Source organism: Baaleninema simplex PCC 7105, from assembly GCF_000332355.1.
Classification (GTDB): Bacteria; Cyanobacteriota; Cyanobacteriia; order Cyanobacteriales; family Geitlerinemataceae; genus Baaleninema; species Baaleninema simplex.
Map to the genome: position 1 here is coordinate 956,983 of NZ_KB235958.1, position 25,790 is coordinate 982,772.

19 protein-coding genes, 1 pseudogene and 2 CRISPR repeat arrays are annotated in these 25,790 nt (G+C 47.2%); of the genes and pseudogenes, 15 read left to right on the forward strand and 5 right to left on the reverse strand.

What is annotated here, in order from left to right; translation table 11 throughout:
• A pseudogene (locus tag GEI7105_RS39705) lies at positions 1-766 on the reverse strand (IS630 family transposase); the annotation flags it as partial.
• A gap of 109 nt (positions 767-875) precedes the next feature.
• Here GEI7105_RS39705 and GEI7105_RS33190 point away from each other — a divergent pair.
• A complete protein-coding gene (locus GEI7105_RS33190; RefSeq protein ID WP_144053694.1) occupies positions 876-1,430 on the forward strand; it encodes a pentapeptide repeat-containing protein in 555 nt (184 codons plus the stop codon).
• Positions 1,431-1,545: 115 nt separating this feature from the next.
• Here the strand turns inward: GEI7105_RS33190 and GEI7105_RS36825 are convergent, their stop codons facing one another.
• Entirely contained in the window at positions 1,546-1,821 is a 276-nt protein-coding gene (locus GEI7105_RS36825) for a hypothetical protein (protein ID WP_144053695.1), read from the reverse strand.
• Between the two features lie 423 nt (positions 1,822-2,244).
• On the opposite strand from GEI7105_RS36825, the gene GEI7105_RS33195 reads away from it, so the two are divergent.
• Complete coding sequence (locus GEI7105_RS33195) at positions 2,245-3,471, forward strand: pentapeptide repeat-containing protein (RefSeq protein ID WP_017659630.1); 1,227 nt, start codon at positions 2,245-2,247, stop codon at positions 3,469-3,471.
• Positions 3,462-3,629, forward strand: a complete 168-nt coding sequence (locus GEI7105_RS40965; protein WP_144053696.1) for a pentapeptide repeat-containing protein — start codon at positions 3,462-3,464, stop codon at positions 3,627-3,629. The genes GEI7105_RS33195 and GEI7105_RS40965 overlap by 10 nt, the downstream gene beginning before the upstream one ends.
• Positions 3,630-4,043: 414 nt before the next feature.
• Here GEI7105_RS40965 and GEI7105_RS0106310 read toward each other — a convergent pair whose 3' ends face one another.
• Positions 4,044-5,240 carry an ABC exporter membrane fusion protein gene (locus GEI7105_RS0106310; RefSeq protein ID WP_218959061.1) on the reverse strand — a complete coding sequence of 399 codons (1,197 nt, stop codon included), beginning with the start codon at positions 5,238-5,240 and terminating at the stop codon, positions 4,044-4,046.
• Between the two features lie 622 nt (positions 5,241-5,862).
• Between GEI7105_RS0106310 and hpsU the strand changes: the two genes are divergently transcribed.
• Positions 5,863-6,507, forward strand: a complete 645-nt coding sequence (hpsU, locus tag GEI7105_RS0106320) for a hormogonium polysaccharide biosynthesis acetyltransferase HpsU (RefSeq protein WP_017659633.1) — start codon at positions 5,863-5,865, stop codon at positions 6,505-6,507.
• Positions 6,508-6,566: 59 nt separating this feature from the next.
• Positions 6,567-7,439, forward strand: coding sequence for an MBL fold metallo-hydrolase (locus GEI7105_RS0106325; RefSeq protein ID WP_017659634.1), 873 nt, complete (start codon positions 6,567-6,569; stop codon positions 7,437-7,439).
• Positions 7,440-7,514: 75 nt separating this feature from the next.
• On the opposite strand, the gene GEI7105_RS0106330 is transcribed toward GEI7105_RS0106325, so the two are convergent.
• Complete coding sequence (locus tag GEI7105_RS0106330; RefSeq protein WP_017659635.1) at positions 7,515-8,462, reverse strand: WYL domain-containing protein; 948 nt, start codon at positions 8,460-8,462, stop codon at positions 7,515-7,517.
• Positions 8,463-8,893: 431 nt separating this feature from the next.
• Here GEI7105_RS0106330 and GEI7105_RS0106335 point away from each other — a divergent pair, with 431 nt between their 5' ends.
• A complete protein-coding gene (locus tag GEI7105_RS0106335) occupies positions 8,894-9,184 on the forward strand; it encodes a hypothetical protein (RefSeq protein ID WP_017659636.1) in 291 nt (96 codons plus the stop codon).
• 127 nt (positions 9,185-9,311) lie between these two features.
• On the opposite strand, the gene GEI7105_RS0106340 is transcribed toward GEI7105_RS0106335, so the two are convergent.
• Positions 9,312-9,770 carry a DUF29 domain-containing protein gene (locus GEI7105_RS0106340; protein WP_026097473.1) on the reverse strand — a complete coding sequence of 153 codons (459 nt, stop codon included), beginning with the start codon at positions 9,768-9,770 and terminating at the stop codon, positions 9,312-9,314.
• A 98-nt stretch (positions 9,771-9,868) separates the two neighbouring features.
• Between GEI7105_RS0106340 and cas3 the strand changes: the two genes are divergently transcribed.
• The 9 genes from cas3 (at position 9,869) to bchB (ending at position 25,625) form a co-directional block, all read left to right on the forward strand.
• The gene (gene cas3, locus GEI7105_RS0106345; protein WP_017659638.1) at positions 9,869-11,992 is read left to right on the forward strand and encodes a type I-D CRISPR-associated helicase Cas3'; all 2,124 of its coding nucleotides are present in this window, start codon (positions 9,869-9,871) and stop codon (positions 11,990-11,992) included.
• 39 nt (positions 11,993-12,031) lie between these two features.
• A complete protein-coding gene (gene cas10d / locus GEI7105_RS0106350; RefSeq protein ID WP_017659639.1) occupies positions 12,032-14,959 on the forward strand; it encodes a type I-D CRISPR-associated protein Cas10d/Csc3 in 2,928 nt (975 codons plus the stop codon).
• Complete coding sequence (cas7d, locus tag GEI7105_RS0106355) at positions 14,956-15,960, forward strand: type I-D CRISPR-associated protein Cas7/Csc2 (protein WP_017659640.1); 1,005 nt, start codon at positions 14,956-14,958, stop codon at positions 15,958-15,960. Before cas10d ends, cas7d begins: the two co-directional genes overlap by 4 nt.
• 83 nt (positions 15,961-16,043) lie before the next feature.
• On the forward strand, positions 16,044-16,823 hold the full coding sequence (cas5d, locus tag GEI7105_RS0106360; protein ID WP_017659641.1) for a type I-D CRISPR-associated protein Cas5/Csc1: 780 nt from the start codon (positions 16,044-16,046) through the stop codon (positions 16,821-16,823).
• The gene (gene cas6 / locus GEI7105_RS0106365) at positions 16,807-17,613 is read left to right on the forward strand and encodes a CRISPR-associated endoribonuclease Cas6 (RefSeq protein WP_017659642.1); all 807 of its coding nucleotides are present in this window, start codon (positions 16,807-16,809) and stop codon (positions 17,611-17,613) included. Before cas5d ends, cas6 begins: the two co-directional genes overlap by 17 nt.
• 98 nt (positions 17,614-17,711) lie before the next feature.
• A complete protein-coding gene (gene cas4, locus GEI7105_RS0106370; protein ID WP_017659643.1) occupies positions 17,712-18,296 on the forward strand; it encodes a CRISPR-associated protein Cas4 in 585 nt (194 codons plus the stop codon).
• A 26-nt stretch (positions 18,297-18,322) separates the two neighbouring features.
• Positions 18,323-19,300, forward strand: a complete 978-nt coding sequence (gene cas1d, locus GEI7105_RS0106375) for a type I-D CRISPR-associated endonuclease Cas1d (RefSeq protein WP_017659644.1) — start codon at positions 18,323-18,325, stop codon at positions 19,298-19,300.
• Positions 19,297-19,596, forward strand: a complete 300-nt coding sequence (gene cas2, locus GEI7105_RS0106380; protein WP_017659645.1) for a CRISPR-associated endonuclease Cas2 — start codon at positions 19,297-19,299, stop codon at positions 19,594-19,596. The genes cas1d and cas2 overlap by 4 nt, the downstream gene beginning before the upstream one ends.
• A gap of 206 nt (positions 19,597-19,802) precedes the next feature.
• Positions 19,803-20,864: direct repeats of the CRISPR family, unit length 37 nt; unit sequence CTTTCCAATTTCCAAATCCTGGAAACGGGATTGAAAC.
• 233 nt (positions 20,865-21,097) lie between these two features.
• Positions 21,098-23,617: direct repeats of the CRISPR family, unit length 37 nt; unit sequence CTTTCCAATTTCCAAATCCTGGAAACGGGATTGAAAC.
• A gap of 481 nt (positions 23,618-24,098) precedes the next feature.
• A complete protein-coding gene (bchB, locus tag GEI7105_RS0106385; RefSeq protein WP_017659646.1) occupies positions 24,099-25,625 on the forward strand; it encodes a ferredoxin:protochlorophyllide reductase (ATP-dependent) subunit B in 1,527 nt (508 codons plus the stop codon).
• The last annotated feature ends 165 nt before the right edge of the window (positions 25,626-25,790 follow it).

A 25,790-nucleotide genomic window follows, 5' to 3' on the forward strand; every position in this document is an offset into this window, starting at 1 on the left:
AGTTCGTAAATTTTCTGGGCTTCATGGGCTTGCTCGTCCATCAGCTTGATGAAGTCTTCACTTTTCCAACTGCCCAAGGCCAAACTACAGACAAAAGTCACTAAGGGTTGCCATAGCCCTAACAGACTCACTCGTTTCCCTCGTTTCTTCGTCTGTTCTTGCCGTTTCTGTTCTCCCTTGAAGTAATAGCTGTAGCTGGCGGCACTCCACAAACAGCATCCCGATTCGTCCGTGTAGAGTAAGTCAATCTCTCCAGCCGCGGCAGCGAGTTCGAGCATTTCCAGGTCGTTTTGCTTAGCTAGGCGCTTTTGGGGGTCTTGTCGTTGTTGATGGCTTATTCGGGTCCGCTTCCAAATGACCCCCTTTTTTTGAGGATCTGACGCAGATACTCAGGACTCAGGTTCACTTGTCGTTCGCGGCGCAGTTTTTCCGCCAGTTGCTCGCTGTTATAGGTTCTTGGGTCATTTCTGAGGCAGTTTTCTAGATATTCGATGTCTTCTTCATTCCAAGTTTTTTTCCGTCCCCGTCCTTGGGCTTCCCACAGTCCCCCTAATCCCTTATCTATCCAAGTCTTGAGAGTTTTCCTCACCGTCTTGACCGTTTGGTGCAGGTGCTCGGCTATCTGTTCGACATACCACCCTTGGTGGCTCAGACGAACGGCTTCGGCTCGGTCTTTGACTCGCTGACTCACCGTCGTTGCCTTCCTCATCTCCCAGAGCGTTCTTTCTTCTTCACGGTTGAGAAACACTCTCAGTCTGGCTCCCATACCTCTGACTCCTTTCTGGGGAAACACTTTATAATCTGTAATATACCTCCTTTTTTTTTGTATGACCTGCTTAGGTGCAGCGTAAATTGAACTGGAGGAAGGTATGACAATGGAAATGACGGCTGAGGAACTATTAGAGCGCTATGCGGCGGGAGAGCGAGACTTTCGTTGGGAGTCATTTGAAGGAGTCGATCTAACCGGGGTGAAACTCCCTGGAATTAACTTAAATGGGGCTAGGTTCTCAAACTGTATTATGAAGAATATGGATTTAACCAACTCTGATTTAAGTGAACTTCGTAGTGAAGGCACGGATTGGCTTGGTTCTAATTTGTCGGGAGCCAATTTGTATTATGTGTACATTAGTTTTTGTAGTTTTAGAGAGGTCAACTTTGAAGGAGCGGATTTCAGAGAAGGGAGGTTTGAGAGTGTTGACTTTGCAGGAGCCAACCTTAAAAAATCACTTTTAATAGACACAAGTTTCTTTGAGTGCAAATTCCAGAATGCTCACTTTGAGGAATCTGAAGTATGTTCTCCCGACGGTTTCATAACTATAGAAAGTGCTGAAGATATAAGGGGAGCTATAGGTTTAGAAAGAATTGTTTGTGCGAGAGAAAAGCACGTGTACGATGATGGTAGTGAAGTTGAAGCGCTGATATTAGGTTGATCCAAGCCATATTTAGCAGTTATTGTCAAATCTGGTATATAGCAGAAATTCAAGCGATATTTTGACTTATTGTTAAAGATTACTCGAAGTTTTGTGTAATATGGAATCTTGGTAATTAATAGTTGCAAAAATCGATACTATAGAGAGCCAATATAGCAATCCTAAATGGTTTGCGGAAACAGATCGACTGAAAACCTGATGCCGCTCGCATTCCCGCCGTGCTGTCTCCGAGGACAACCCAATCGTACTCGACTCCCATGGTTTGACTTCCGTTGGCGATCGCTTGTAAGTCTCGACCTTGGATATTGTGACATCTTCCCGACGCTGACTCTACGGATACCGTGCGGGTCGCTCGACTTCGCGATCGCTGAGGGGGATGTGGAAACGCCAAGATTCCCCAGAACGATATCGTTCTGGGCTTTCACCATCGCCGCAAGCGTCCTTTTCGTCGCCGTTCGATATTTCGGGCGGATCTCTGTTTCTCAAATATTAAGCTGGTGGCGATCGGGCTGAGGTGTTCGCACTCGCTCTCGGGTACGAACCGGTTCGTGAGGACGTTGAAGGGGGGTTTCGTGCAGGAGAGGAAATGTAAGATGATTCTAAATGCGATCGTCCATCCGATTCGATCTTCCCATCGTGTGAATCTCTTCTGTCACATTGGATCGTTAATGGTAATGGAATAGAGAGAATGGGCGATCGAAATCCAGACTAAATCCGATCGGATACTTTTTAGCAGATTTTGAATTGCGGTGTCAGACAAATATTACTTTAATATAATAAAATATTGGAGCATGCGCGAAATAAAGGCTAAACTATGAATATTGAAGAATTTCTTAAAAGATATCATACTGGAGAAAAAGACTTTAGAAAAATATTTCTTAGAGAGGCTAATTTACAAAATTTAGATCTTGTTGGAGCAAAATTTAAAAATGCAGAGCTATTAGGGGTTGATTTTGGTAGAAGCGATTTATCTCATACAGATTTTACAAATGCAAATTTAAGAGGATCTATTCTTAAACCTTGTAACTTGCAAGGAGTGAATTTCCAAAATGCTGATTTAAGGCAGGTTTCCTTTAGACAATCGCATTTGCGTCATGTAAATTTTAGTTTTGCAAATCTTGAAGGTGCAAATCTTGAATGTACAAATTTAGAAAATGTAAATTTCTATAAGTCGAATTTAACCTATGCAAATCTTAGAAGTGTTAGCTTGGAGAAAACTGTAAACTTTCATACTGCAACACTAGATCGGACAATATTTGATAATTTATATGATATATCTATATCTGGAGCTCGTACTTTTTATTCTAGGTCGGACAAATTGCGTAATGCCGATCTTAAAGCCAATCAACTTTTGAGAGAATATCAAGAAGGAAGAAGAGATTTTAGCAAATTGAATTTAAGTCGAGTTGACTTGAGCTATACAAACTTGGAAGGGATCGTATTAAAATGGACCGATCTTCGTCAAGCTAATTTTACAAGCGCTAATTTAACGAATGCTGATTTAAGTCGCGCTTTACTAACTGAATCCAACTTACAGAATTGCAATTTTCAAAAAGCTTGCTTGTCTCAGGCTGATTTATCTGGATCTAATTTGCAGGGTTCTCAACTTAGAGAAGCCGATCTGGAGTTGGCTTCGTTAGAAGTTGTAGATCTATCTCAAGCAGATTTATTTGGGGCTAATCTAAAATTTGCCTCTTTAGCTGGTTCAATTTTAACTGAAGCTAATTTGAGAGGTGCGATACTAACGGATGTTGACTTGACGGGAGCCGATCTAGTTCGTTCCAATCTAATATTAGTCAATCTAACGGGCGCTAATCTCACTGAAGCTAATTTAGCATATGCTAACTTGTCACGAGCAACTCTCGATCGAGCTAATCTCTTTAAAGCAGATTTAAGTTGGGTAAATTTAGAATTTACTAATTTGATCGAAACTAATTTTAGACAAGCAAGAGGATTTTGGGAATCATACCGTTTTCAGCCTACATGCTGGAAAACGATTTTACCCGGTGGGGATGTTGAGATGAATCCAGATTGTTTTTAAAATGGGTCTTAGGTTTTGCAAATTTTAAGTTTGCAAATCTCGTTGAAGCCAACTTTAGAAATGCAAAAAGGCTTTGGCAAGCAGATTTGTTTCATGCAGCCTGTTGGAAAGCCATTTTGCCTGATGGAAAAATTGAGATGAATCCATATCATCTCTAAAATTGTGGCTCTTCGGAGTTTAGGGTGACAGAAAAACTAACTTCACGAGATTTCAAGGGTTTTGGCTCTCGAATTTTCAATTTTTTGTATTATGGTATACATTTATAACCACAAACTCCGAAGACCCAAAATTGTTCGTGATTTTAAATATCTTCTATCTTCTTATTTTGCAAAACTGAGATGCACCCTATGGATATAGACTGGGTGCATCTCAAAAATGTAAATTCATCGAATTGGGCGCACTCAATTTCCAGATCCCCGGCATCTCCAAGATGCCGGGGATCTTATACCGGAATTGCTAATCGGGAATTTTGCCACCCCAAACTGATGTTTTTACAATAGTGAGATGCACCCTATAGACTTCGCCAGATCCTCGGCATTTCCAAAATTTTGGAGATTCGCTCGAGGAAACCACTAAGATAGATTTTCGGTTTGAGAATCGACTTCAATTTTTATCTCGACTTGCAAGTTAATTAAATTAGAAACCGTTTGACTGTCTTCAGGAGTTAAGCGAATCTTCACTTCTACTACTCGAGCATCGACATCGAGGCTAGGATCGCTACTTAAAACATCTTTTTTGCCAATTTGCGCTCCAATTTGTTCGACAGTTCCTCGCAGTTCTTCATCGAACATGGGATTGCTGACAAGGGCAGTTTGACCGACTCGAACTCGAGTAATATCTGTCTCGTAAACTTCAGCGATCGCGTACATGGTTTGAGTTTGAGCCAGTTCGAGAATACCTTCTGTGTCGATGGTTTCTCCCGGAAACGTATGAACTTTTAAAACTCGACCGTCAAGCGGCGATCGCACGTAAGCTAGTTCGAGTTCGGCTTCAGCTTTGGCGACGGCGGCGAGTGCTTGTTCGAGTTTAGCGCGTGCTACGTTCACATCAACTGGACGGACTTCTCGCAAATTTGCTAACGTCGATCGTGCTTCTAAAATTTGATTGGGGTAGGACTCGAGAATTTCTTCTAAACGCGCGTTTGCACCGCGAATATCTTCTTGTAACGTGACTACGTCGAGACGCCGATTTTCGATGGTTGACGTGGAAATTGCGCCTTCTCCTGCTAACGGTAACATCCGTTCGTACTCGTTTTTAGCATTGTCTAATTCGGCTTCCAAACGCGCGATGGTTGCTTCTTGAGTTGCCACTTGTCCCTCAAATTGTACTCTTAAGTCTTCAATACGAGCTTCTTGAGCGGCAATTTGACCTTGTTTGGCGTCTCCAGCTTCCGCGCGATCGAGTTCTGCACGTGCGAGTGCTACATCTGTTTCCGCTTCGAGTAACGTGGCTTGCAAGCGATCGAAATTATCTAAAATGGCGATGATTTCTCCTTGGCGAACGCGATCGCCTTCTCGGACTAAAAGCTCGGATACGCGAGCGTTTTCAGTCGAAGACGATCCAGAAATGACGATCGCTTCGTCTTTGGGTTGAATTCGACCTAACGCAGAGACAAAATCGGGGGCTTCTCGAGTGATGTTAAGTGACGTGCTTTCTACAATCGGTGTTTCGATCGAACGTGAAGAGTGCTGCAACAACCAGTACGCACCTACGGCGAGAGAGCCGCAGAATATGCCGAGTACGAACACTGAAATGCGTCCGAGTTTCATACTTCCTGTTTTGAAAATAAGCATCACACTAATTGCATTTCACGCTTGAAGCTTGCTGGGAGTTTCGAGATTTTGTTCGATCGGTAGCGATCGAGATAGAATTTTGATTTCTTGTCAATTTTTAAGAAATCCATAGAATTTCCTGAGATACTCAATCTCGCTATTTTGACGTTATTTAAATTTAAAAGAACACAAGAGTTTTGTGAAATTCTATACTGTTTTCGTGTTTTAGGATTAGAATCTCAACAATTTAGCGAAATGGAAGTTTTGGTGCTGATGAATTCAAGAATTTCAAAAAGCTGGCAATACTATCATTTTATATCCGATTTTTCTCAATATATATATTTTTTTTGTTAAGTTTTTGCAAACATAGAGACTTGCGATCGGAGGTTTGACGCTGCATCAGTCGCATCTCTCGCCATGCAATCCTCGTTTGCATAACCGTTGCGATCGCCAAACCGCCATCCAATCGACGAAATACCAACCTCACGAATTTTTGCCACAACTCAATCGCAATATAGCAATTAAAAACCTTTCAAACAGACGAAGCGATCGCCTTCCCTCGAGGGAGAACTGGCGTGAACTAAGATTGAAAAGAACGATACAGCCTGCGATCGAGACCATGACCCAAGACGCGACCCCAACCGGACTTGAAACGCCAGATCTGCAAACCGAAGCTTGGATCGACTTACGCCAATACGATCAGTCGTGGTTCGATCGCGGTCGTCCGGGGTGGTACGTTCTGCTGTGGTGGTTCGTTCAGGCGATCGCCTTTCCCCTGAGTCCCCACTTCGCCAGCGGATTTCGGAGTTGGCTGTTGCGTCGCTTCGGTGCGAAAATCGGACGAGATGTCTTAATTCGTCCCACGGCGCGATTTACCTATCCTTGGAAAATCGAAATCGGCGATTATAGCTGGATTGGGGACGACGTGGTGTTTTACAGCCTCGATCGCATCACCGTCGGCCGCCATTGCGTCGTCTCTCAGGAAACCTATCTCTGCACCGGAAGTCATGACAGTCGCGATCGCGCCTTCGGACTGATTACCCAACCGATTCAACTGGGAAACGGCGTTTGGATTGCGGCGGATTGCTTCGTCGCGGCTGGGGTAGCGATCGGGTCGAATACCGTTGTCGGTGCCAGAAGTAGCGTTTTTGGAGATCTCCCGGCTGGATACTTTTGCGTTGGGAGTCCCTGTCGTCCCAAATCTCCCCGAGTCATGGACGATCGCGCCACTCCTCCACTCTCTGCGAACGCACCACAATCATAAAAAACAGTCACAATCGAAAAAATTGCCACAATAGAAGAAGAAGTACGAAAGAGCAATTTATGGCTACGCAAAAAAAACGGCGTGCCGAAAACGTCGAAGGTGACTTTTATGTCGATTCGACCTGTATCGACTGCGATACCTGTCGGTGGATGGCGCCGAAGGTGTTTCATCGCGATCGCGAACGGTCTGCCGTGTACCACCAACCTACCAACGACACCGAACGCAACGCCGCGTTAACTGCACTGTTGTCCTGTCCGACGGCTTCGATTGGAACGGTAGAACCGCCGTCGGATATCGCCGAAGTGCAGCAAAAGTTTCCGCTTCCCGTCGCCGAAAACGTCTACCATTGCGGCTATCACTCGAAATCCTCGTTTGGTGCAACCAGTTACTTTATCGAACGACCCGAAGGTAACGTTCTCATCGATTCGCCGCGATTCGCCGCGCCATTGGTGAAACGTCTCGAGGAACTCGGCGGCGTGCGCTATCTGTATTTGACGCACCAAGACGATGTCGCCGACCACCAAAAATTCCGCGATCGCTTCGGGTGCGATCGAATCCTCCACGGAGACGATATCACTGACGAGTTGCGCGACGTAGAAATTCAGTTGTCCGGTTTCGACCCGATTCAGTTTGCTCCGGACTTGTTAATTGTTCCGGTTCCCGGTCACACTCGCGGCCATACCGTGTTGTTGTATCGCGATCGATTTCTGTTTGCGGGGGATCATCTCGCCTGGTCGCCGCATCTCGAACGTCTTTATGCGTTCCCCCGTCATTGTTGGTATTCCTGGGACAAGCAAATCGACTCGATGGGAAAACTGACGAATTACTCGTTTGAGTGGGTACTTCCCGGTCACGGTCGCCGCGCGCATCTCGATCGCGAGACGATGGCGCGACAACTGCACGAATGTGTGGAATGGATGAAAGAGCAGTAAAAGTGGTGTACGTTGGCGGTGCGTGACAGAGCGATCTGTCTCACGATCGACACCCTATTGTTCGAGTCCGGCATCCTACAATCGCTGACTGCTCACTGTAAAAGCTTTGCGCCATTCTTTTTCGATGTCTCGCGCGAACCACTCGGGACTCAATACGCGCACGTTAGAACCGTATTGAAGGATGCGTTGGCGAAACCAGAACTCGCAGTCTTCTCGGGTTTCGATCTCGACAAATCCGTTTCCTTCATCGATAACGCGCTCTTGGTGGCGACGTGGACGATAGTTCGCCAGGGGACCGCTCATGCGGTAGCGGAAGGTTTCGGTGGGAAAGATGGTATAACACCAAGGAACATCGCTCGGTCTCGTCATGGAGAGGATGCGATCGACTCGAAACAGGCGATTGCGATCGAGCATCGATTTGGATGACCGCCAACTGTTCCAGGCGGGAACGAAGCTAAATAAATAGAGAACGCCGTTGTGGAGTCGCAATTCCGAGCGATCGAGGTCGTAGTTATTTTCCTTTCCGCTGCTGCTGCGGTAGCGAATCACGAAGCGATGTTGCGTTTCGAGGCGCGATCGCAGTTGTTCGACGATTTTTTGAGTGCGATCGCGGCTGTAGTCCACGGGGGGACTGAAATCGGTTTTCAGCAGAGTTTGTGACGGTTCGTCTTCAGCGGCGACGATTTGGCTGAGATGTCCGGCTTCGGCGGAAAATCCCATATCTGCGAGGATGGCGATCGCCATCGCCAGAGCTTCTTGTTGCGCGGGAGTGAGAATGACGGGAAAGTTGGAGGTTTGCAGGCGATAGGGACGATGGGGAGCGCTTTCGATCTCGAAACCCGCGTCTCGGAGTCGGCGAACGGTACGAGCGACTTTCTGCGAGATGTCCCCGGACGTGCAATTTTTCGAGCTGAGATACGCCGTCAGCGAGGTGCAGAGTTCTTCTCGCGTCTGAGGCTTTTGAGCCAGGAGTTTCAGCAGTTCCAGGGTGAAGCTAAACGGATTCTCGCTCTGGGGGGACATTAAAGCAAGTCGATACGCCTGAATTTGATTTGTAGATTGAGAATGTCTCGCACTCTACACGCCAGTAGCTCGTGCAGTAGGTGGTAAAGCTGGGAAAGTTCACAAAACGTACAGGCGGATACAGATGTGATTTCAATCCCGTTGCCAGGATTCTTTGCACTATCTGCGCTCTGCGAGGACTAACCCCAGCCTTACCTGAGTGTATGATACCATCAGTTTAGAGATTTAAGTGGGGGTTCAGTAGCTTTTTGAGTATACATATGTATACGCTTAGGCAGCTTGAAAAAATCTATAACTTAACTCTTGACAAGGCAGCCAATTGACGTTAGAATCCAAAAAAGTTAAGGATTGAGCCAGATTTGCCGATCGGAACTCAACCCTTAACCTTTTGTAATTTCGATTTGCAGCCGAAGAATGGCTGTAAACTTACTATGAACAATAGATCGAAACACGGCGACTGTCAAGGTTTGCCGCAGCAGCTTAGCCTGCCGCTGACCCAAAAAGATCGTACCTGGCTCGTGCTGCGTCACGAGCCAACAACTGAAACTCCGAGTTCAGTTCATATTTTCAAAACTCGTGAAATCGAGACACAGTTTGGTTTTCAGCGAGCGGCAAATCAATGTCGGATTGGCGGAGCGAAACTACACGGACAATATCTCTTCGTACACCAAGCATACAATCGATGGCTAGTGTACAAAGCTGTCCACCGAACTCAAGCCTAACCGATCGTTGATTGTACACTCGATTTGAAGATTGTGCCGAATGTACAAAGCTATCCACCGAACTCAAGCCTAACCGATCGTAGTCTGATCACCTCGGAATAGGGGCGCAATTTAATTGCGTCCCCGTTCACCCTTGAGGAAAAAACGATCGCTCTTCGATTTGTTCGACAGTGTAGGGACATCGATCGGGGAAGACTTCAGCCGAAAGTCCCGTTTCCGCACAAGCCTGCTCGATCGCGTCTTCGTAACAGGTATCCAACACCTGCACCAAATAGCCTTTCAAACTCGGCGAATCCTGCAACGCATCTCGAATGCGGCGGCGGTGTTCGACAATACTACCTTTCCAACTTCCCGATCGCTGCTGCGGTTGATGTTGCCATTTCAGCAAGTGTAGCAGCAGCACCACGAGATTACTTTTCAGACTGCGACGCTCCCGACGTGCCATCCCTTCTAACTCTTCACACAAATTCTCCCAATCGAGATTCTCGATCTCTCGTCGCCGCAACTGTGCGATCGTCACCTCAATCCAGCGCAGATAGTCAGTTTCGTAAAGATGCTGCGTTGTCGTCTGCGGTTCGACAGCCATTTTTCCATCCTTAAATCGAGAAGTCGTCGATTTTCGATAACAACTTTCCAACCAAGCCGTCTAACGTAGGTTTAACGGCGATTTGAGAGCCACATCCAATGAAGATTTCTCTACTTCCTCTCTTTTCCAAACTCAACCCTGGCCTGGGAAACTGTCCCTTGGGATGTCAAGAGCGATGTCTCGTTGCAGAACGCTCTGACTTACAACCGGAACCGGGTCACACTTGTCCGCTTTCGTCTCATCAAGCTGAAACCTGCGCCGAATCCCAATCGGGAACCGCCGACGTGACCTTCAACGAAGCAGAAACCGGAGACGGCAAATCGTTAGGCGCGTCGTTGCCAGCACTGCTCGATCCGACCTTTCGCCTAATGGCATTGTACCCGACGATCGAACTTGTCGAAGACCAAAAACGCCAACAGAAAGACTATCACCGCCGCTTTCGTCTGGCGATCGAGGAAATTAAGCGAATCGACTCCCTCTACGGTGAAGAACTCGATCGCCGCGTCAGCGAGAAAGACAGCAATAAATTTAACGAATTGCTCAAAAGCATCGAAAACACGCCGATTCTCTTAACGAACCCCGATATTTTCCATCTCATCGTTCACCATCGCTATCACAACCCCGCCTATGGGAAAGAATTACTTCCCGTTGCGCTGGCGGACTTTCCCCAACTCTGGGTTTGCGATGAATTCCATATTTTCGGCCCCCATCAAGAAGCCGCGACACTGAACAGTCTCACCCTCATTCGACGAGTCACGGCTGAGAAAAAACGCTTTTTATTCACCTCGGCGACTCCGCGACCTTCGTTTGTCGAACAGTTGCAACGAGCGGGTTTGACAGTGCGATCGATTCGCGGCGAATACGCCAACCAACGCACGTTCGGCTATCGTCCGATTCTCCAACCCGTCACGTTAGATATTGTGTCCCTTGGCGATAGCGACTCGTTAACTTGGCTGTCCGAACAAACGGAAACTCTTCGCCATCATTTGGAAGCCGAAGGTGCAGGACGCGGGTTAATTATTCTCAATTCGATCGCCAAGGTTAACCGAGTTGTACGGGTGTTGAAAGAGCAGTTACCCGGAATTGAAATTGAGGAAATTAGCGGACGGATCGATCGCCGGGAACGAAAAGCGATTCAAGAGCGGTTGCAACATTCGTCGAATCCGGTTCTCGTTGTCGCCACCTCTGCGGTCGATGTTGGGGTCGATTTTCGGATTCACCTGTTGGTGTTTGAAAGCAGCAATTCGGCGACAGTGATTCAGCGATTGGGACGGTTGGGACGACATCCCGGTTTTTCCCAGTATCAGGCGTATTTACTGGTTCCGGGTCAGACGCCGTGGGTGATGTCGCGGTTGGAAGAAAAGCTATCGACGGAAGAAGCGATCGCGCGATCGCAACTTCGAGAAGCGATCGAAGATGCGTTTGAACCGCCGAAAGCTTTTGAAGAATATCGCCAGCGTTGGGGAGCATTACAAGCGCAAGGATTGTTAGAACAAATGGTGCAAAACCGAGTTAGCAAACCCATTCGTCAGAAAATGCAAGAAGATTTCGATCGCGTTTATCCCGATCGTCTCGAATCCGCTCGCAAGTGGTGGTTCAAGATGAAAAACGATAAACTCGGTCGATCGATTCAAGATGAACTCTTGCGATTTCGCGGAGGAACGGCACTTCAGGCGGCTGTTTGGGACGAAACTCAGGGAAAAACGCGATTTTACACTTACGATTTGTTGCGATTGTTGCCTCATGCAATGGTGGAATTACTCGATCGCGAGACGTTTATTAAAGGTGCGATCGAAACCGGATATAGCGAGAGTTCGTTTCCCGATCGATACGTACAAGTTTATCTGCGAGTAACCGGATGGTTGGACGATCGACTCGATTTATCCTTAAAAACTCATCTCGACAGCGAGCAGTTAACCTGTTGCGAACTGACCGAACTCGGTCGTCTCAGCATTCTCGAACACCCCAATTCTTCAATTTCTCGATGTTTGAGAAAACGCAAGCTTCTCGCATTTCTCGTTCCTGTAGATTCGAGGAATTCTCAAAGCCATTGGCAAGTCAGCAAAAAATTACAACTCAGTCCCCTGTTTGGACTTTATCGATTAACCGATGCAGAAAATCACGCTTACGCCTGTGCCTTTAACCAAGATGCACTGTTGTTAGATGCACTGAAGCACAGGTTAAAAAAGTTTTGTAGAGGAACCGTCAACATGATTTTCTAAGCTTTTTGGATTTTAAACTTTTCAATTGAGGACTTTACCATGTCTACACTGTTACAGGAACTCATTCTCTCGACGCTACCGGAAGAAGTCGATCCGATTTTACAGCGATATATCGAGGTCGTTTTGCCGGAAATGGAACGAAAATTCGGCACAATTTCAGCGTTAGGCGGTTCGGAAGTCGTTCTCAAGGAGGCTTTACAACGTGCGGGAGATTCTTATGCTGTTGAAAAAGCGAAAAGGTGGAGCAGCCAACCCGACCAAAATCTCTGTGTTCACTGCTTAAATGCGTTATTGACTGTGTGGAATTTGTCTGAGCAACTTTCACAAAAGATACAACTCGTTGAAAAATACTTGCTGTGTTTGGGAATGACATTACACGATTACAACAAGTATTGTAATGGGAATGGAGAAGCACCGCCGAAAGCTCATGAAATCCCCGAAATTCTAAATTTATGTCGGGAGTTGGGACGAGACCTCAATTTTTCGGAATTTTGGTCAGATTGGGAGGATTATATTCTCGATATTTGCTACCTCGCTCAAAATACACAACTCAAGGAAGGGATTAATCCCTATGGAGCAACTTGGGCTGAATTCGGACAATTCAATCACCAGTACATTCGTTTAAAAAATCCATTGCGATATTTACTTGCTTTTGGAGATGTGGCGGTTCATATGAACGATCCGGGTGACATCTTCGCCACCACCAGAGGCGATCGCTTGCGAGAACGACTCAGCCATCTCAAAATTAAGAAAAAACTCGTGTATCACCGCTTGCGAGATACCCTCGGACTTCTCACCAATGCGATTCACAACGCCACGTTAGAAGCGGTTCGAGAATTGGATTGGAAACCGTTACTCTTTTTCGCTCGAGGTGTCGTTTATCTCGCACCAACCGATGCAGCAATTCCCGAGCGATCGACAGTTAAAAAAGCCGTTCGGCGAAAGGTAGTGGAGCTTTTAGGACAACCTATGCAGCGAGGAGAAATTGGGTTTAAACGAGATGGAAAGGGGTTAAAAATTGCCCCTCAAACCACTGAACTGTTTACCGCAGCGGATTTGATTGGTTATCTACCAGGTGTTATCCAAGCCAAAGTCGCTAACAAAAAATCGGCAACGCTCAATCGACTTAAAAAATTGCTCGATCGCGGCGATCTCGACCCAGAGGAATATGCCGAAATTCAAGATTATACTGATTTACGAGCCGATCGGCTAGCAGAATTTATTTTGGTCGTTCAACGGGAATTTTTTGATAAAACTCCTGAGTATACTGGCAAGGTTTTGGAACTCCTAAAACTCGATGAAGTTCTCACATCCGAACAAATCGACATTGTTTTAGGTGGCGTGAACTATGGTTGGTATCGCGCAGCAGCGCATTACCTCAAAGGTCATGCAACTTACGACGAGGAACAAGTTCAAGAATTCTTAGAACAGTTAGCTGAGGATTTGGTGGAGTGGTCGAACGAGCAAAATCTGTTACCCGAACATTCTAGCGAAACCGTTGAAATTTTTGAAAACTATCTCGATCGCTATCTCGATGTGATGGGATGGGAAAATTGTACGATGCAGTTTCAAGACGAGTTGAACAATTACGCGATCGCTAAAACCAAAGCTTCCAAACAGCCAATTTGCTCGCTGAGTTCTGGTGAATTTATCTCCGAAGATCAAATGGATTCCGTCGTGTTGTTTAAACCGCAACAATACAGCAATAAAAACGCACTCGGCGGACGGCAAATCAAGCGCGGAATCTCTAAAATTTGGGCGTTAGAAATGCTGCTGCGTCAAGCGAACTGGTCGGCAACACCTGGAAAGTTTGAAGACCGCCAGCCTGTTTTCCTTTATATGTTTCCGGCTTACGTCTATGCACCTCAAATTATTGCGGCAATTCGGCGACTCACTGACGAAATTCAACGTATCAACCTTTGGGAAATTCACAAACATTGGAAAAACTCTGGCATGAATTTAGCTGCATTGCAAAGTTTAGATTGGCTAGACCCCCTCGACAAATCTACCTCGAAGCATTACAGCAAAAGTGACTTACCCTTCATGGCAACTATCGTTACGACAACTCGCAATAAAACCGTCACGGATGCTTGGGTACAACCGACCTTTCTCGCCTTAGCATTACCTTTATTACTCGGCGTTCGCGTCGTTGCCAGTAGTAGTAACGTCCCCATTTATGCCAGTGACAGCGAATTTTTAGGCTCGGCTCAACTCGATGGTGCAGCGGGGTTTTGGTCGCTATTTTACGGTTCCTCAACTGTGCGCGTACAGGAACTCGAACCCGTTTTACAGCGACTTCTCGTCGCCTACAGCATTCATTTAGAAAACTGTAGTAATTCAGGAGACGCACGCTGGCAAGCTTTAAACGGAACTGTTCGGGAGGTGATGACAGATGTTCTAAACATTTTCGCTTTAGCACAAGTTGGATTTCGTAAATTCAAACGTGAACCTCATGCCGATGACGTTTATCGGTACTGGAAATTTGCTGAAATTTGGTCAAAGGACAATGTTGATATGACAGAAAAGCTCAAGTTTACTAAACGCTTGGTGGAAGAATACCGTCAGTTTTACCAAGTGAGGCTGACAGCTTCGAGCCATGCGATTCTTATGCCGCTCTCGAAGGCACTCGAAACAATTTTATCCGCTCCCGCACATCTCGATGAAGAAGAGTTGATTTTGCAAGGAGCGGGACAACTTAAAGATGCACTCGATCGCCAAGAAGCCTACACGCGACCGATTTTGATGGATAAATCTCTCAAAATTGAAGAGCGTTTAACTCGCGAACTTCAAGCCATTCACGGGTTTATGACCACTTGCGTTCGCGAACTTTTTCAACAACAGTACAAAGGCGATCGCGCCTTGTTGCAAGAAAACCGCAATCGCATCAAATCGGGGGCTGAATTTGCCTATCGCCTCCTCACTCTCGAATCCAAAAACACGCAAACCGAAGGAGAACAAGCAGAATGAGCGTTTTAGACAGCTTAAAATCCCATTTCACGAGTGAATTTCCCCGTTTGGCTTCGGGTCAGTACATCCACATTATCGCTCTGCGTCACAGTCAATCGTTCCCGATTTTTCAAACCGATGGTGTGTTGAATACTGCGCGAACTCAAGCCGGACTGGAAACGAAAGATCCTGTCGGACGTTTGGTGATGTTCAAACGCAAACAAACGACTCCCGAACGGTTAGCGGGACGAGAATTATTGCGATCGATGAATTTAACCAGTGCAGAAGACGAAAAAGCCGACAACTATTGTGCGTACAACGGCGAAAAGTCTTGCAAAAAATGCCCCGATTGCATTCTCTACGGCTTTGCCATTGGCGACAGCGGTGCAGAGCGATCGAAAGTCTATTCCGATTCCGCATTTTCTTTAACTCCCTACGAAACCTCACACCACAGCATGACCTTCAACGCACCCTCGGAAGGGGGAACGATGAGTGAAGGCGGTCAAATGCGACATTCGATTAACGAACAGGATCACGTGATTCCAGAAGTAACGTTTCCGGCTGTGGAAACTTTGCGAGATACCACTTACGAAGGCTTTCTTTACGTGTTGGGAAACTTCCTGCGGACGCGGCGTTACGGCGCACAGGAATCGCGCACGGGAACGATGAAGAATCACATCGTCTCGATCGCTTTTTGCGACGGCGAAATTTTCAGCAATCTGCACTTTACTCAAGCACTCTACGATGCCATGAAACCCGATCTCAACGCTCCCATCGACGAACTGAAAGCACGTGCGACAACGGTGGCGCGAGAATTGCTCGATCGAGAACCGGTTCGTCAAAATCCGGTGCTGTTTGGCGAGGAGGTTGAGGCATTACTTGAGGAAGTTGGGGCGTTGTACCGAGACGAAACGCGACTGACGGAGACGATGGGAACGCTCTACCAGCAAACCTTGACTTACGCTCAGAAATACGGGGCGTTTGCAAATCCGAAGAAAAAATCGGGTAAGTCGAAGTCGTAGCTTGAGTTTCCAGAAACCCGGTATCTCGAAACGATTGGAAATACCGGGTTTTTAAGGACACACCGTTTTTAGGACTTCAAACCATGTTGTATGCTTGCACGCTAACTCTGCACGACAACGTCTTTTTTGCCACGCGGGAAATGGGGACGCTGTACGAAACGGAGAAATATTTACACAATTGGGCGCTCAGTTACGCGCTGTTTTCAGTCAGCCATATTCCCCAACCTTACCGCGTTAAAGGTAAAACGGCTCAGAAACCAAGCTATCTCGACGAGGAGGCAGAACAGAGCTTACACCATCTCAATCAGGCTGGAATTTACGTGTTTCCAGCTCGTCCACTGTCTTGGTCTTATCAGATTAATACGTTTAAGGCGGCGCAGAGTACCTATTACGGTCGATCGAAACAGTTCGGAGAGAAGGGAGCCGATCGCAACTATCCGATTAATTACGGTCGCGCCAAAGAGTTAGCGGTCAACAGTCGCTATCGTACTTATATTTTGACGGCAGGTGAGAAGAAAATCTCGATTCCGCAATGGATTCGTTTGGGAAAATGGGCGGCGAAAGTGCGTGTCGAGGCGGTGGAGATTCCGTCGTCGCTAGTTAGAGCGAGACAGGGGGAATATTTATGCGATCGCCCGCTCAATCCCCTCGATCTCGACCCGAGTACTCAATGGTTGCTGTACGATCGCGTGGTAATGCCCCCGGTGAGCTTGTTTTCGCAAGCGCAGCTTTCGGGGAATTATTGGGAAGTGGCGGGGAACGCTTGGGAGAATTGGAAGCGGGAGCGATCGCTCGACCTCGAAAATGCGATTCGCCTCCCCCGTGATGTGAGGTATGGAGCCAGTTATGTCGCCACAGCTTGAATTTTCTTTGAGATCGATCGCCATCGAACTGGCAGCAACGGAATCGTCTGCGATGTCCGATCCCCTCGGACGGGCAATTCACGCACGTATCATGGCATGGTTAAACGATGGAAACCCAGAGGTTGCCCGGCGGGTTCACGATACGGCGGTTTCTCCTTTAAGTATTGCGCCGCTGCGGGGACGACGTTCTCAGGGACGAGTTCGATCGGGCGATCGATTTGCCATTGTTGTCGGCATTCTCGACGAAACGTTAATTCAGCCGTTGTTGATGGGGTTGATGCGATCGGATCGCCAACCGATTGTATTGGGAAAAACGCGGTTTTGTCTGGCTAGTGCCAACGTCTTACCGGGAAGTCACCCAGCGGTGAAAGCTTCGTCTTACACCGAACTCCGACAAGCTCCCGCGTTAGGACGAGATATTCAACTGCGATTCTGCTCGCCGACGAGTTTCAAGCAAAAACAGGGAATTCAAACGTTTCCCCTACCAGAACTCGTATTTGACAGTTTGTGGCGGCGGTGGAACGAGTTCGCTCCTGAATCTGAAAAACTCCCCGAAGCCGATTGGACGGGTTGGGTGGCGGCATACGACCTGAAAACGAAAGCGTTGCCAATGCGAAAAGGCGTCGAATTAGGGGCAGTCGGTTGGGTTCGCTATCGTTTCCCCGATGCAGAAACGCAACAGGTGGCGAGTACCTTGGCTCGGTTTGCAGAGTTTGCCGGTGTGGGACGCAAAACCGCTCAAGGTTTGGGTTCGACGAAATTGGAAACTCAACCCGATTCCTCGAAGTGAGAGGGGGAGAGGGGGAGAAGGGGAGAGGGGGAGAGGGGGAGAGGGGGAGAAGGGGAGAAACCGTCTTCCCTGTTGCCTTTAAGGAAGGATTTTCAATCATGGACGATCGAGATTTTTTGCCCCTGGCGTATCTGAACGCTTGGGAATATTGCCCTCGCCGTTTTTATTGGGAATATGTCCTCGGCGAGATGGTAGATAACGAACATATTTTGATGGGTCGCCATTTGCACCGCAATATTAACGAGGTCGAGGTTCGGGTGGAGGGCGATCGCACGATTCACCAGCAACAGTGGGTTTGGAGCGATCGCCTGCGGGTTAAAGGCATTATCGACGCGGTGGAATGTCAGGGCGATCGCTGGGTTCCGATCGAGTACAAAAAAGGTCGCATGGCCAAGCATTTCAACGACTTTTTTCAACTCTGTGCAGCGGCGTTGTGTTTGGAGGAACGGACGGGGGAAGCGATCGAGTACGGTGAAATTTTTTATCACGGAAATCGACGGCGACAACGGGTTGAGTTCACGCCACAATTGCGTTGCACTACAGAACAGGCGATCGAACAAGCGAGAACGGCTGTCGATCGATCGATGCCGCCGCCAATTGAGACGCGATCGAAATGTCGCGATTGCAGTCTTCAGAATATTTGTCTGCCAAAAGAAGTTCGCTATTTACAACGTCAGTCTTAAGCCGTCAATTTTACGGAGTAAAAACCATGTCTGTTCTCTATATCACGCAACCCGATGCAGTGGTTAGCAAACACTACGAAGCGTTTATCGTCGCGCTCAAACAAGAAGATGGGTCTTGGGAAAAGAAAAAAATTCCCGCTCAAACAGTGGAACAGATCGTGTTGATGGGCAATCCCAGTATTACCGGAGAGGCGCTAACTTACGCCCTAGAATTGGGAATTTCCGTCCATTACTTGAGCCGGTTTGGTAAATATTTGGGGTCGGCGCTCCCTGGCGAGTCCCGCAACGGTCAGTTACGACTGGCTCAATACGCCGCTCATTGCGATTTACCACAAAAGCTTGAAATTGTCAAGGCAATTGTAGCAGGAAAAATCCACAATCAATACGGGTTGTTGTACCGTCGGGGTTGCCCGGACAATCCTCTCCAGCAGCGCAAAAAGGCGGTGTCCAGCCAGGAAACTCTCGATGCAGTGCGGGGGATGGAAGGGTTAGCGGCGCGGGAGTATTTCGGGCTGTGGTCGTCGATTCTCAAGTCTCCGTGGACGTTTCCGGGGCGCAACCGCCGTCCGCCCACCGATCCGGCGAACGCTTTGTTAAGTTTTGCGTATGGGTTGTTGCGAGTGCAAGTGGTGACGGCGGTTCACGTGACGGGACTCGATCCGTACATCGGCTATTTGCACGAGACGACGCGGGGACAGCCTGCGATGGTGTTGGATTTAATGGAGGAATTTCGTCCGATTGTTGCCGATAGTGTGGTGTTGTCGGTGTTGAATATGGGGGCGTTGAAGCCGAAGGATTTTCAGGAGAGTTTGGGCAGTTATCGGCTTTCGGATGGAGGGCGCAAGACGTTTTTGGAGGCGTTCGATCGTAAGTTAACGGACGAGTTCAAGCATCCAGTGTTTGGCTATCGCTGTTCCTATCGTCGGGCGATCGAGCTTCAGGCGCGGTTGTTGGGACGACATTTACAGGAGGGGGTTCCGTACAAACCTTTGGCTTTAAGATGAAGAACAACACATTGTTTTATTTGGTGGTGTACGATTTGCCGGATACGAAGGCGGCGAACAAGCGTCGGACGCGGCTGCATAAGTTGCTTTGCGGTTATGGGGTTTGGACGCAGTACAGTGTGTTCGAGTGTTTTTTGACGGCAGTGCAGTTCGCGCGTTTGCAGATTCAGATCGAGGAGTTAATTGAGCCGAAGGAGGATTCGGTGAGGATTTATGTGTTGGATAAGGCGGCGGTGAAGCGTGCGATCGTTTACGGTTCGGATAAGCCGCGTCAAGTGTCGGCAATTGTTTTATGATGGTGTCACGCGAGCTTTGGCAAACCGAAGCGGGGTTGAAAACTCTAGGGGGTTTGCCAAATCGCCAGAACCTTGACAATTCAATAGTTTTGGTGTTTTCATGGGGGTGAGGTAAGGATGTGCGATCGGCTCGATTGTGGGTTTCGATCGGGGTTTGCCAAATCCTGCTCCCAACCCCCCTCTGGGTCGAGGTTCTGACTGGCGGACTTTCCAATTTCCAAATCCTGGAAACGGGATTGAAACTTTGCAAAATCCGATCCGCTTCCAGATGCCCCACCCTTTCCAATTTCCAAATCCTGGAAACGGGATTGAAACAGAATATTGAGCGCAATCATACCAAAGCAATAGAACTTTCCAATTTCCAAATCCTGGAAACGGGATTGAAACAAGCCTTTGACGTCACCATTTTTTAGGCAATCGCGACTTTCCAATTTCCAAATCCTGGAAACGGGATTGAAACGGGCGCCAAGCCGCGAACTTCTCGATTGCATATCCCTTTCCAATTTCCAAATCCTGGAAACGGGATTGAAACCCCCTGCCGATCCCACCGACGGAACTCGACTTTTGCTTTCCAATTTCCAAATCCTGGAAACGGGATTGAAACACGGAATCAGCGATCCGATTACCCAAAGCTACGTTCCCTTTCCAATTTCCAAATCCTGGAAACGGGATTGAAACTTAAAGCGGCCTTCGACGGCGAAAAGCTGGCGGTTTTCTTTCCAATTTCCAAATCCTGGAAACGGGATTGAAACGATTTACAAGATAACTGACAACAACTAATTATAAACTTTCCAATTTCCAAATCCTGGAAACGGGATTGAAACAAGGAGCAATAGAATTAAATTCCTCTTCTGAAAATGACTTTCCAATTTCCAAATCCTGGAAACGGGATTGAAACGGAACCCCAGAAATATCGTATTTCTGACTTCCAAATGTCTTTCCAATTTCCAAATCCTGGAAACGGGATTGAAACAGCAATTTGGAGAAGACAAGTATTACGGCGGGGAAGCTTTCCAATTTCCAAATCCTGGAAACGGGATTGAAACAACTACAGCAGCGACAACTGGGACGGCGGCGACGACTTTCCAATTTCCAAATCCTGGAAACGGGATTGAAACACGTGCTGACACCAGCTAACAAGGTGAGATTCTTCAAACTTTCCAATTTCCAAATCCTGGAAACGGGATTGAAACTGCAACGGAGGGCGATGATGACATGACTTATCTCAAGCTTTCCAATTTCCAAATCCTGGAAACGGGATTGAAACCTAACATAGAACCCACATTCCGCACTTCAAAACGTAGTATGTTTGTCCGATCTGTCAAAACTTTATGCAGAAAGCTTTATCAAGATCGCAAGTAAAAATACATACTACACAAGTTATTGAAATTTATTTTCAACAACGAAGGCTGTAATGTACTTTCTTCGTTAAAAATCCTGTTGTAGTATGCTTGTGGTGCGGAAAGTGGGATAGAAGCAAGTTGCATCCTTGCAACATCGACTTTCCAATTTCCAAATCCTGGAAACGGGATTGAAACGTTGAGGAGTCGTTGCTGTTGTCGCAACGTTCGCTTTCTTTCCAATTTCCAAATCCTGGAAACGGGATTGAAACCTGTCCAAGTTTGTCATCCGTTTTAAAACGAACGACCTTTCCAATTTCCAAATCCTGGAAACGGGATTGAAACACGGGGTCGCCGTTAAGCCGAAAGTCCCCCACCCGCTTTCCAATTTCCAAATCCTGGAAACGGGATTGAAACTTTGCTGGGTTTCTTGATTTATTTCTCCACCAAACTTTCCAATTTCCAAATCCTGGAAACGGGATTGAAACTTAAACTAGCCTTGGGAGTTTGTTGGTCAAAGAAAAAACTTTCCAATTTCCAAATCCTGGAAACGGGATTGAAACTTCAAAATTATCAGAAAAAGAGCGAACTGAGTTAACTTTCCAATTTCCAAATCCTGGAAACGGGATTGAAACGATGCTCACGGCTGCCGAGTCAGCCGTCGAGTCAGCTTTCCAATTTCCAAATCCTGGAAACGGGATTGAAACACGGCAAACGCCCAACTCGGAAGGGCGATCGCCCACCTTTCCAATTTCCAAATCCTGGAAACGGGATTGAAACTGATTCAAAAGCGGTGCGTCAGAGAAAGTCTACAAACTTTCCAATTTCCAAATCCTGGAAACGGGATTGAAACCCAATTTCAGGATGAGAGAAATCGGGCAGCCAGAAACTTTCCAATTTCCAAATCCTGGAAACGGGATTGAAACAGCTCTCGAAGTTGACTATCAACTTGCCCAAAGAACTTTCCAATTTCCAAATCCTGGAAACGGGATTGAAACTAATTCATACCCTTTTCGTCAGGGTCTAAACGCTCACTTTCCAATTTCCAAATCCTGGAAACGGGATTGAAACTTTCGGCGATTGCCTTGGCAGCCGCTTCAGCGATACTTTCCAATTTCCAAATCCTGGAAACGGGATTGAAACCCAAGACATGGACGCCGTTCATACGGCGGGGGGCGACTTTCCAATTTCCAAATCCTGGAAACGGGATTGAAACGAGCCTCGATACTAAAATCACAAACGGTCGTAGATGGCTTTCCAATTTCCAAATCCTGGAAACGGGATTGAAACCACCCCTCAAAAGAATCGTGCGAGACGATAATTCCGCTTTCCAATTTCCAAATCCTGGAAACGGGATTGAAACGCGCGGATCGCGGCGATCGTAGAGGCGACGATCCCGCCTTTCCAATTTCCAAATCCTGGAAACGGGATTGAAACTCGGATGGCAATGCCGCCCGATATGGATTCCGTCACTTTCCAATTTCCAAATCCTGGAAACGGGATTGAAACATTTTCTTGTGGTGGCGTGGGGCAAACATACGAGACTTTCCAATTTCCAAATCCTGGAAACGGGATTGAAACTTTGAACTCAGTTTCGATCGGCACTAGAATGTGAGCTTTCCAATTTCCAAATCCTGGAAACGGGATTGAAACTCTCGAAACTTAAACATGGGATACTCCTATGTGTTAACTTTCCAATTTCCAAATCCTGGAAACGGGATTGAAACAGTGCTAGAGAGCCAACGTCCTAGCGTTGAATCGCTCTTTCCAATTTCCAAATCCTGGAAACGGGATTGAAACTCGAAACCCGTGAAATTTCGCTGGGTTTGGAATCGACTTTCCAATTTCCAAATCCTGGAAACGGGATTGAAACGAGATGCCCGACGAGCTAAATATTGTCACGGGAATTCTTTCCAATTTCCAAATCCTGGAAACGGGATTGAAACACAGAGGTGATAGCCTTGCGCGGGGGACGTGGAAACTTTCCAATTTCCAAATCCTGAAAACGGGATTGAAACGACACAAGTTTTTGATGATTGCTGAAAGGCTTTGACTTTCCAATTTCCAAATCCTGGAAACGGGATTGAAACTCCTTTTCCTTCTACAACGGCTCTCGCAAAAGACTCGCTTTCCAATTTCCAAATCCTGGAAACGGGATTGAAACTTCCATTCGCCACGATCTTTCACCTAAAGTTAGCTTTCCAATTTCCAAATCCTGGAAACGGGATTGAAACTGAAAATTCCTGGGACTCGATTGAGACGGACGAGCCCTTTCCAATTTCCAAATCCTGGAAACGGGATTGAAACGTATTTCCCATCATTGCCCCGGAAACCTCTGACCGACTTTCCAATTTCCAAATCCTGGAAACGGGATTGAAACTTTAACCGAAGGGGAGAGAAAACCTACCAAGTCAGTCTTTCCAATTTCCAAATCCTGGAAACGGGATTGAAACATTAGCAAGCTTGGTGATTGCTGCACCAAATTGCCTTTCCAATTTCCAAATCCTGGAAACGGGATTGAAACTCTCCAAATATCTGATTTTTAGGGTCGTTTGAGTCCACTTTCCAATTTCCAAATCCTGGAAACGGGATTGAAACCACAGCCCGAGCGATTTTGTGGGCGAACGACAACGAAGAAGCCCAGCTTTCCAATTTCCAAATCCTGGAAACGGGATTGAAACTGAAGGTAGTAGATGATTTTCAGCATCTCCGAGATGCCGGGAATCTGGCTCGAGTACAAATACAGATTTTATGTGTTTTGTCAACCCCAGATCTCGAAAAGTTTTCTGCACCACTGAGACTCAGCGCCTTCTCGAGCTAGAGCGTCGCTCATCTTGAAAGGGCTGGCATTGCCCACCCGACAAATGGTGTAGATGTGTAACTCCTGACAAAATTTCTTTTGAATTCTTGTTAAGGAATGTACTAAACCGTTAAGAATCGTCTCTAAGGGACAACAAATAAATTGCTTTAGTCGTAGGCTAGAGTCCAGTCGGACTACAGGCAACGGGGTAATTTAGGCTTTGACAATAAGCGAATTTACCTATTAAAAAATCTGAGTTCGTCTTCAATTCATCAATGTCCCTATCGATCGCACGTCGAAATTGAAAAAACTTGGTTTCGCGGTGCGATCGCACCCTTGAAGCGACAACGGGAGATCGTTATATGAAATTGGCTTACTGGATGTATGCCGGACCTGCACATATTGGCACGCTACGGATTGCCAGTTCTTTTAAAAACGTTCACGCCATCATGCACGCGCCCCTAGGCGACGACTATTTTAACGTGATGCGATCGATGTTGGAACGGGAGCGAGATTTTACCCCCGTTACCGCCAGTGTCGTCGATCGCAACGTGTTGGCGCGAGGCTCTCAGGATAAAGTGGTGAACAACATCACCCGCAAAGATGCCGAAGAACATCCCGATCTCATCGTTCTTACCCCGACTTGCACCTCCAGCATCTTACAAGAAGACCTCGCCAACTTCGTCTCTCGCGCTCAACTCGAAGCCAACTGCGACGTTCTCCTCGCCGACGTGAACCACTATCGCGTCAACGAGTTACAAGCCGCCGATCGCACCCTCGAACAGATCGTGCGGTATTATCTGGAAAAAGCCCAGAAAAAAGGCGAACTTCCCCAGAATAAAACTGAAAAACCGTCGGTTAATATTCTCGGGATTTCCTCGTTAGGGTTCCACAACCAACACGATGCCACAGAATTAAAGCGGTTGATGGCGGATTTGGGAATCGAGGTGAACGCTGTCGTTCCTCACGGTGCCTCAGTTCACGAGTTAAAGAACTTACCTCGCGCCTGGTTTAATCTGGTTCCCTACCGCGAATTGGGAACGATGGCGGCGAACTACCTCAAAACTGAGTTCGAGATGCCGTTTGTGAATATTACGCCGATGGGTGTGGTGGATACGGCGCGTTGTATTCGCGAAATCGGCAAACTGTTAAACCAACTCGGCGTCGAGACAGATTTCGAGGAATACATCGATAATCAAACGCGCTTCGTCTCTCAGGCGGCGTGGTTTTCCCGTTCCATCGACTGTCAGAACCTCACGGGTAAGAAAGCTGTCGTGTTTGGCGACAACACCCACGCGGCGGCGATGACGAAAATCCTTTCTCGGGAGATGGGAATTCACGTGGTTTTAGCGGGAACCTATTGTAAATACGACGCCGATTGGTTCCGGGAACAAGTCAGCGAGTATTGTGACGAGGTTCTGATTAGCGACGATAACGCAGCGATTGGGGATGCGATCGCGCGCCTGGAACCCGCTGCGATTTTTGGAACCCAGATGGAACGCCACGTCGGGAAGCGGTTAGATATTCCCTGCGGCGTGATTGCAGCACCGATTCACATTCAGAATTTCCCGGTGGGATACAAGCCGTTTTTGGGATACGAGGGTGCGAATCAGGTGGTGGACTTGATTTACAATTCGTTTACTCTGGGAATGGAAGATCACCTGTTGGAAATCTTCGGCGGACACGATACGAAGGAAGCGATTACGAAGAGCGTTTCGGCAGAATCGGATTTGAGTTGGAGTAAAGACGGGTTGTCGCAGTTGAATAAGATTCCTGGCTTCGTTCGGGGAAAGGTGAAGCGTAATACGGAGAAATTCGCACGCGATCGGGGGATCGATACGATTACCGCTGAGGTGTTGTACGCGGCGAAAGAGGCTGTGGGTGCTTGAGTTTTGTCTCAAAGGTTGATGTTTGCAGGCGGTTGCAGTTGCGATCGCCTGTTTTTTTTGAGCGATAATTGTGGGGGGTGATACTCCATCCTTTTCCGATAAAGCTAGGTTTCAAAAAGTCTTCACCACATCCCCCCTTAGCCCCCTATCCCCCCTTCGCCCCCC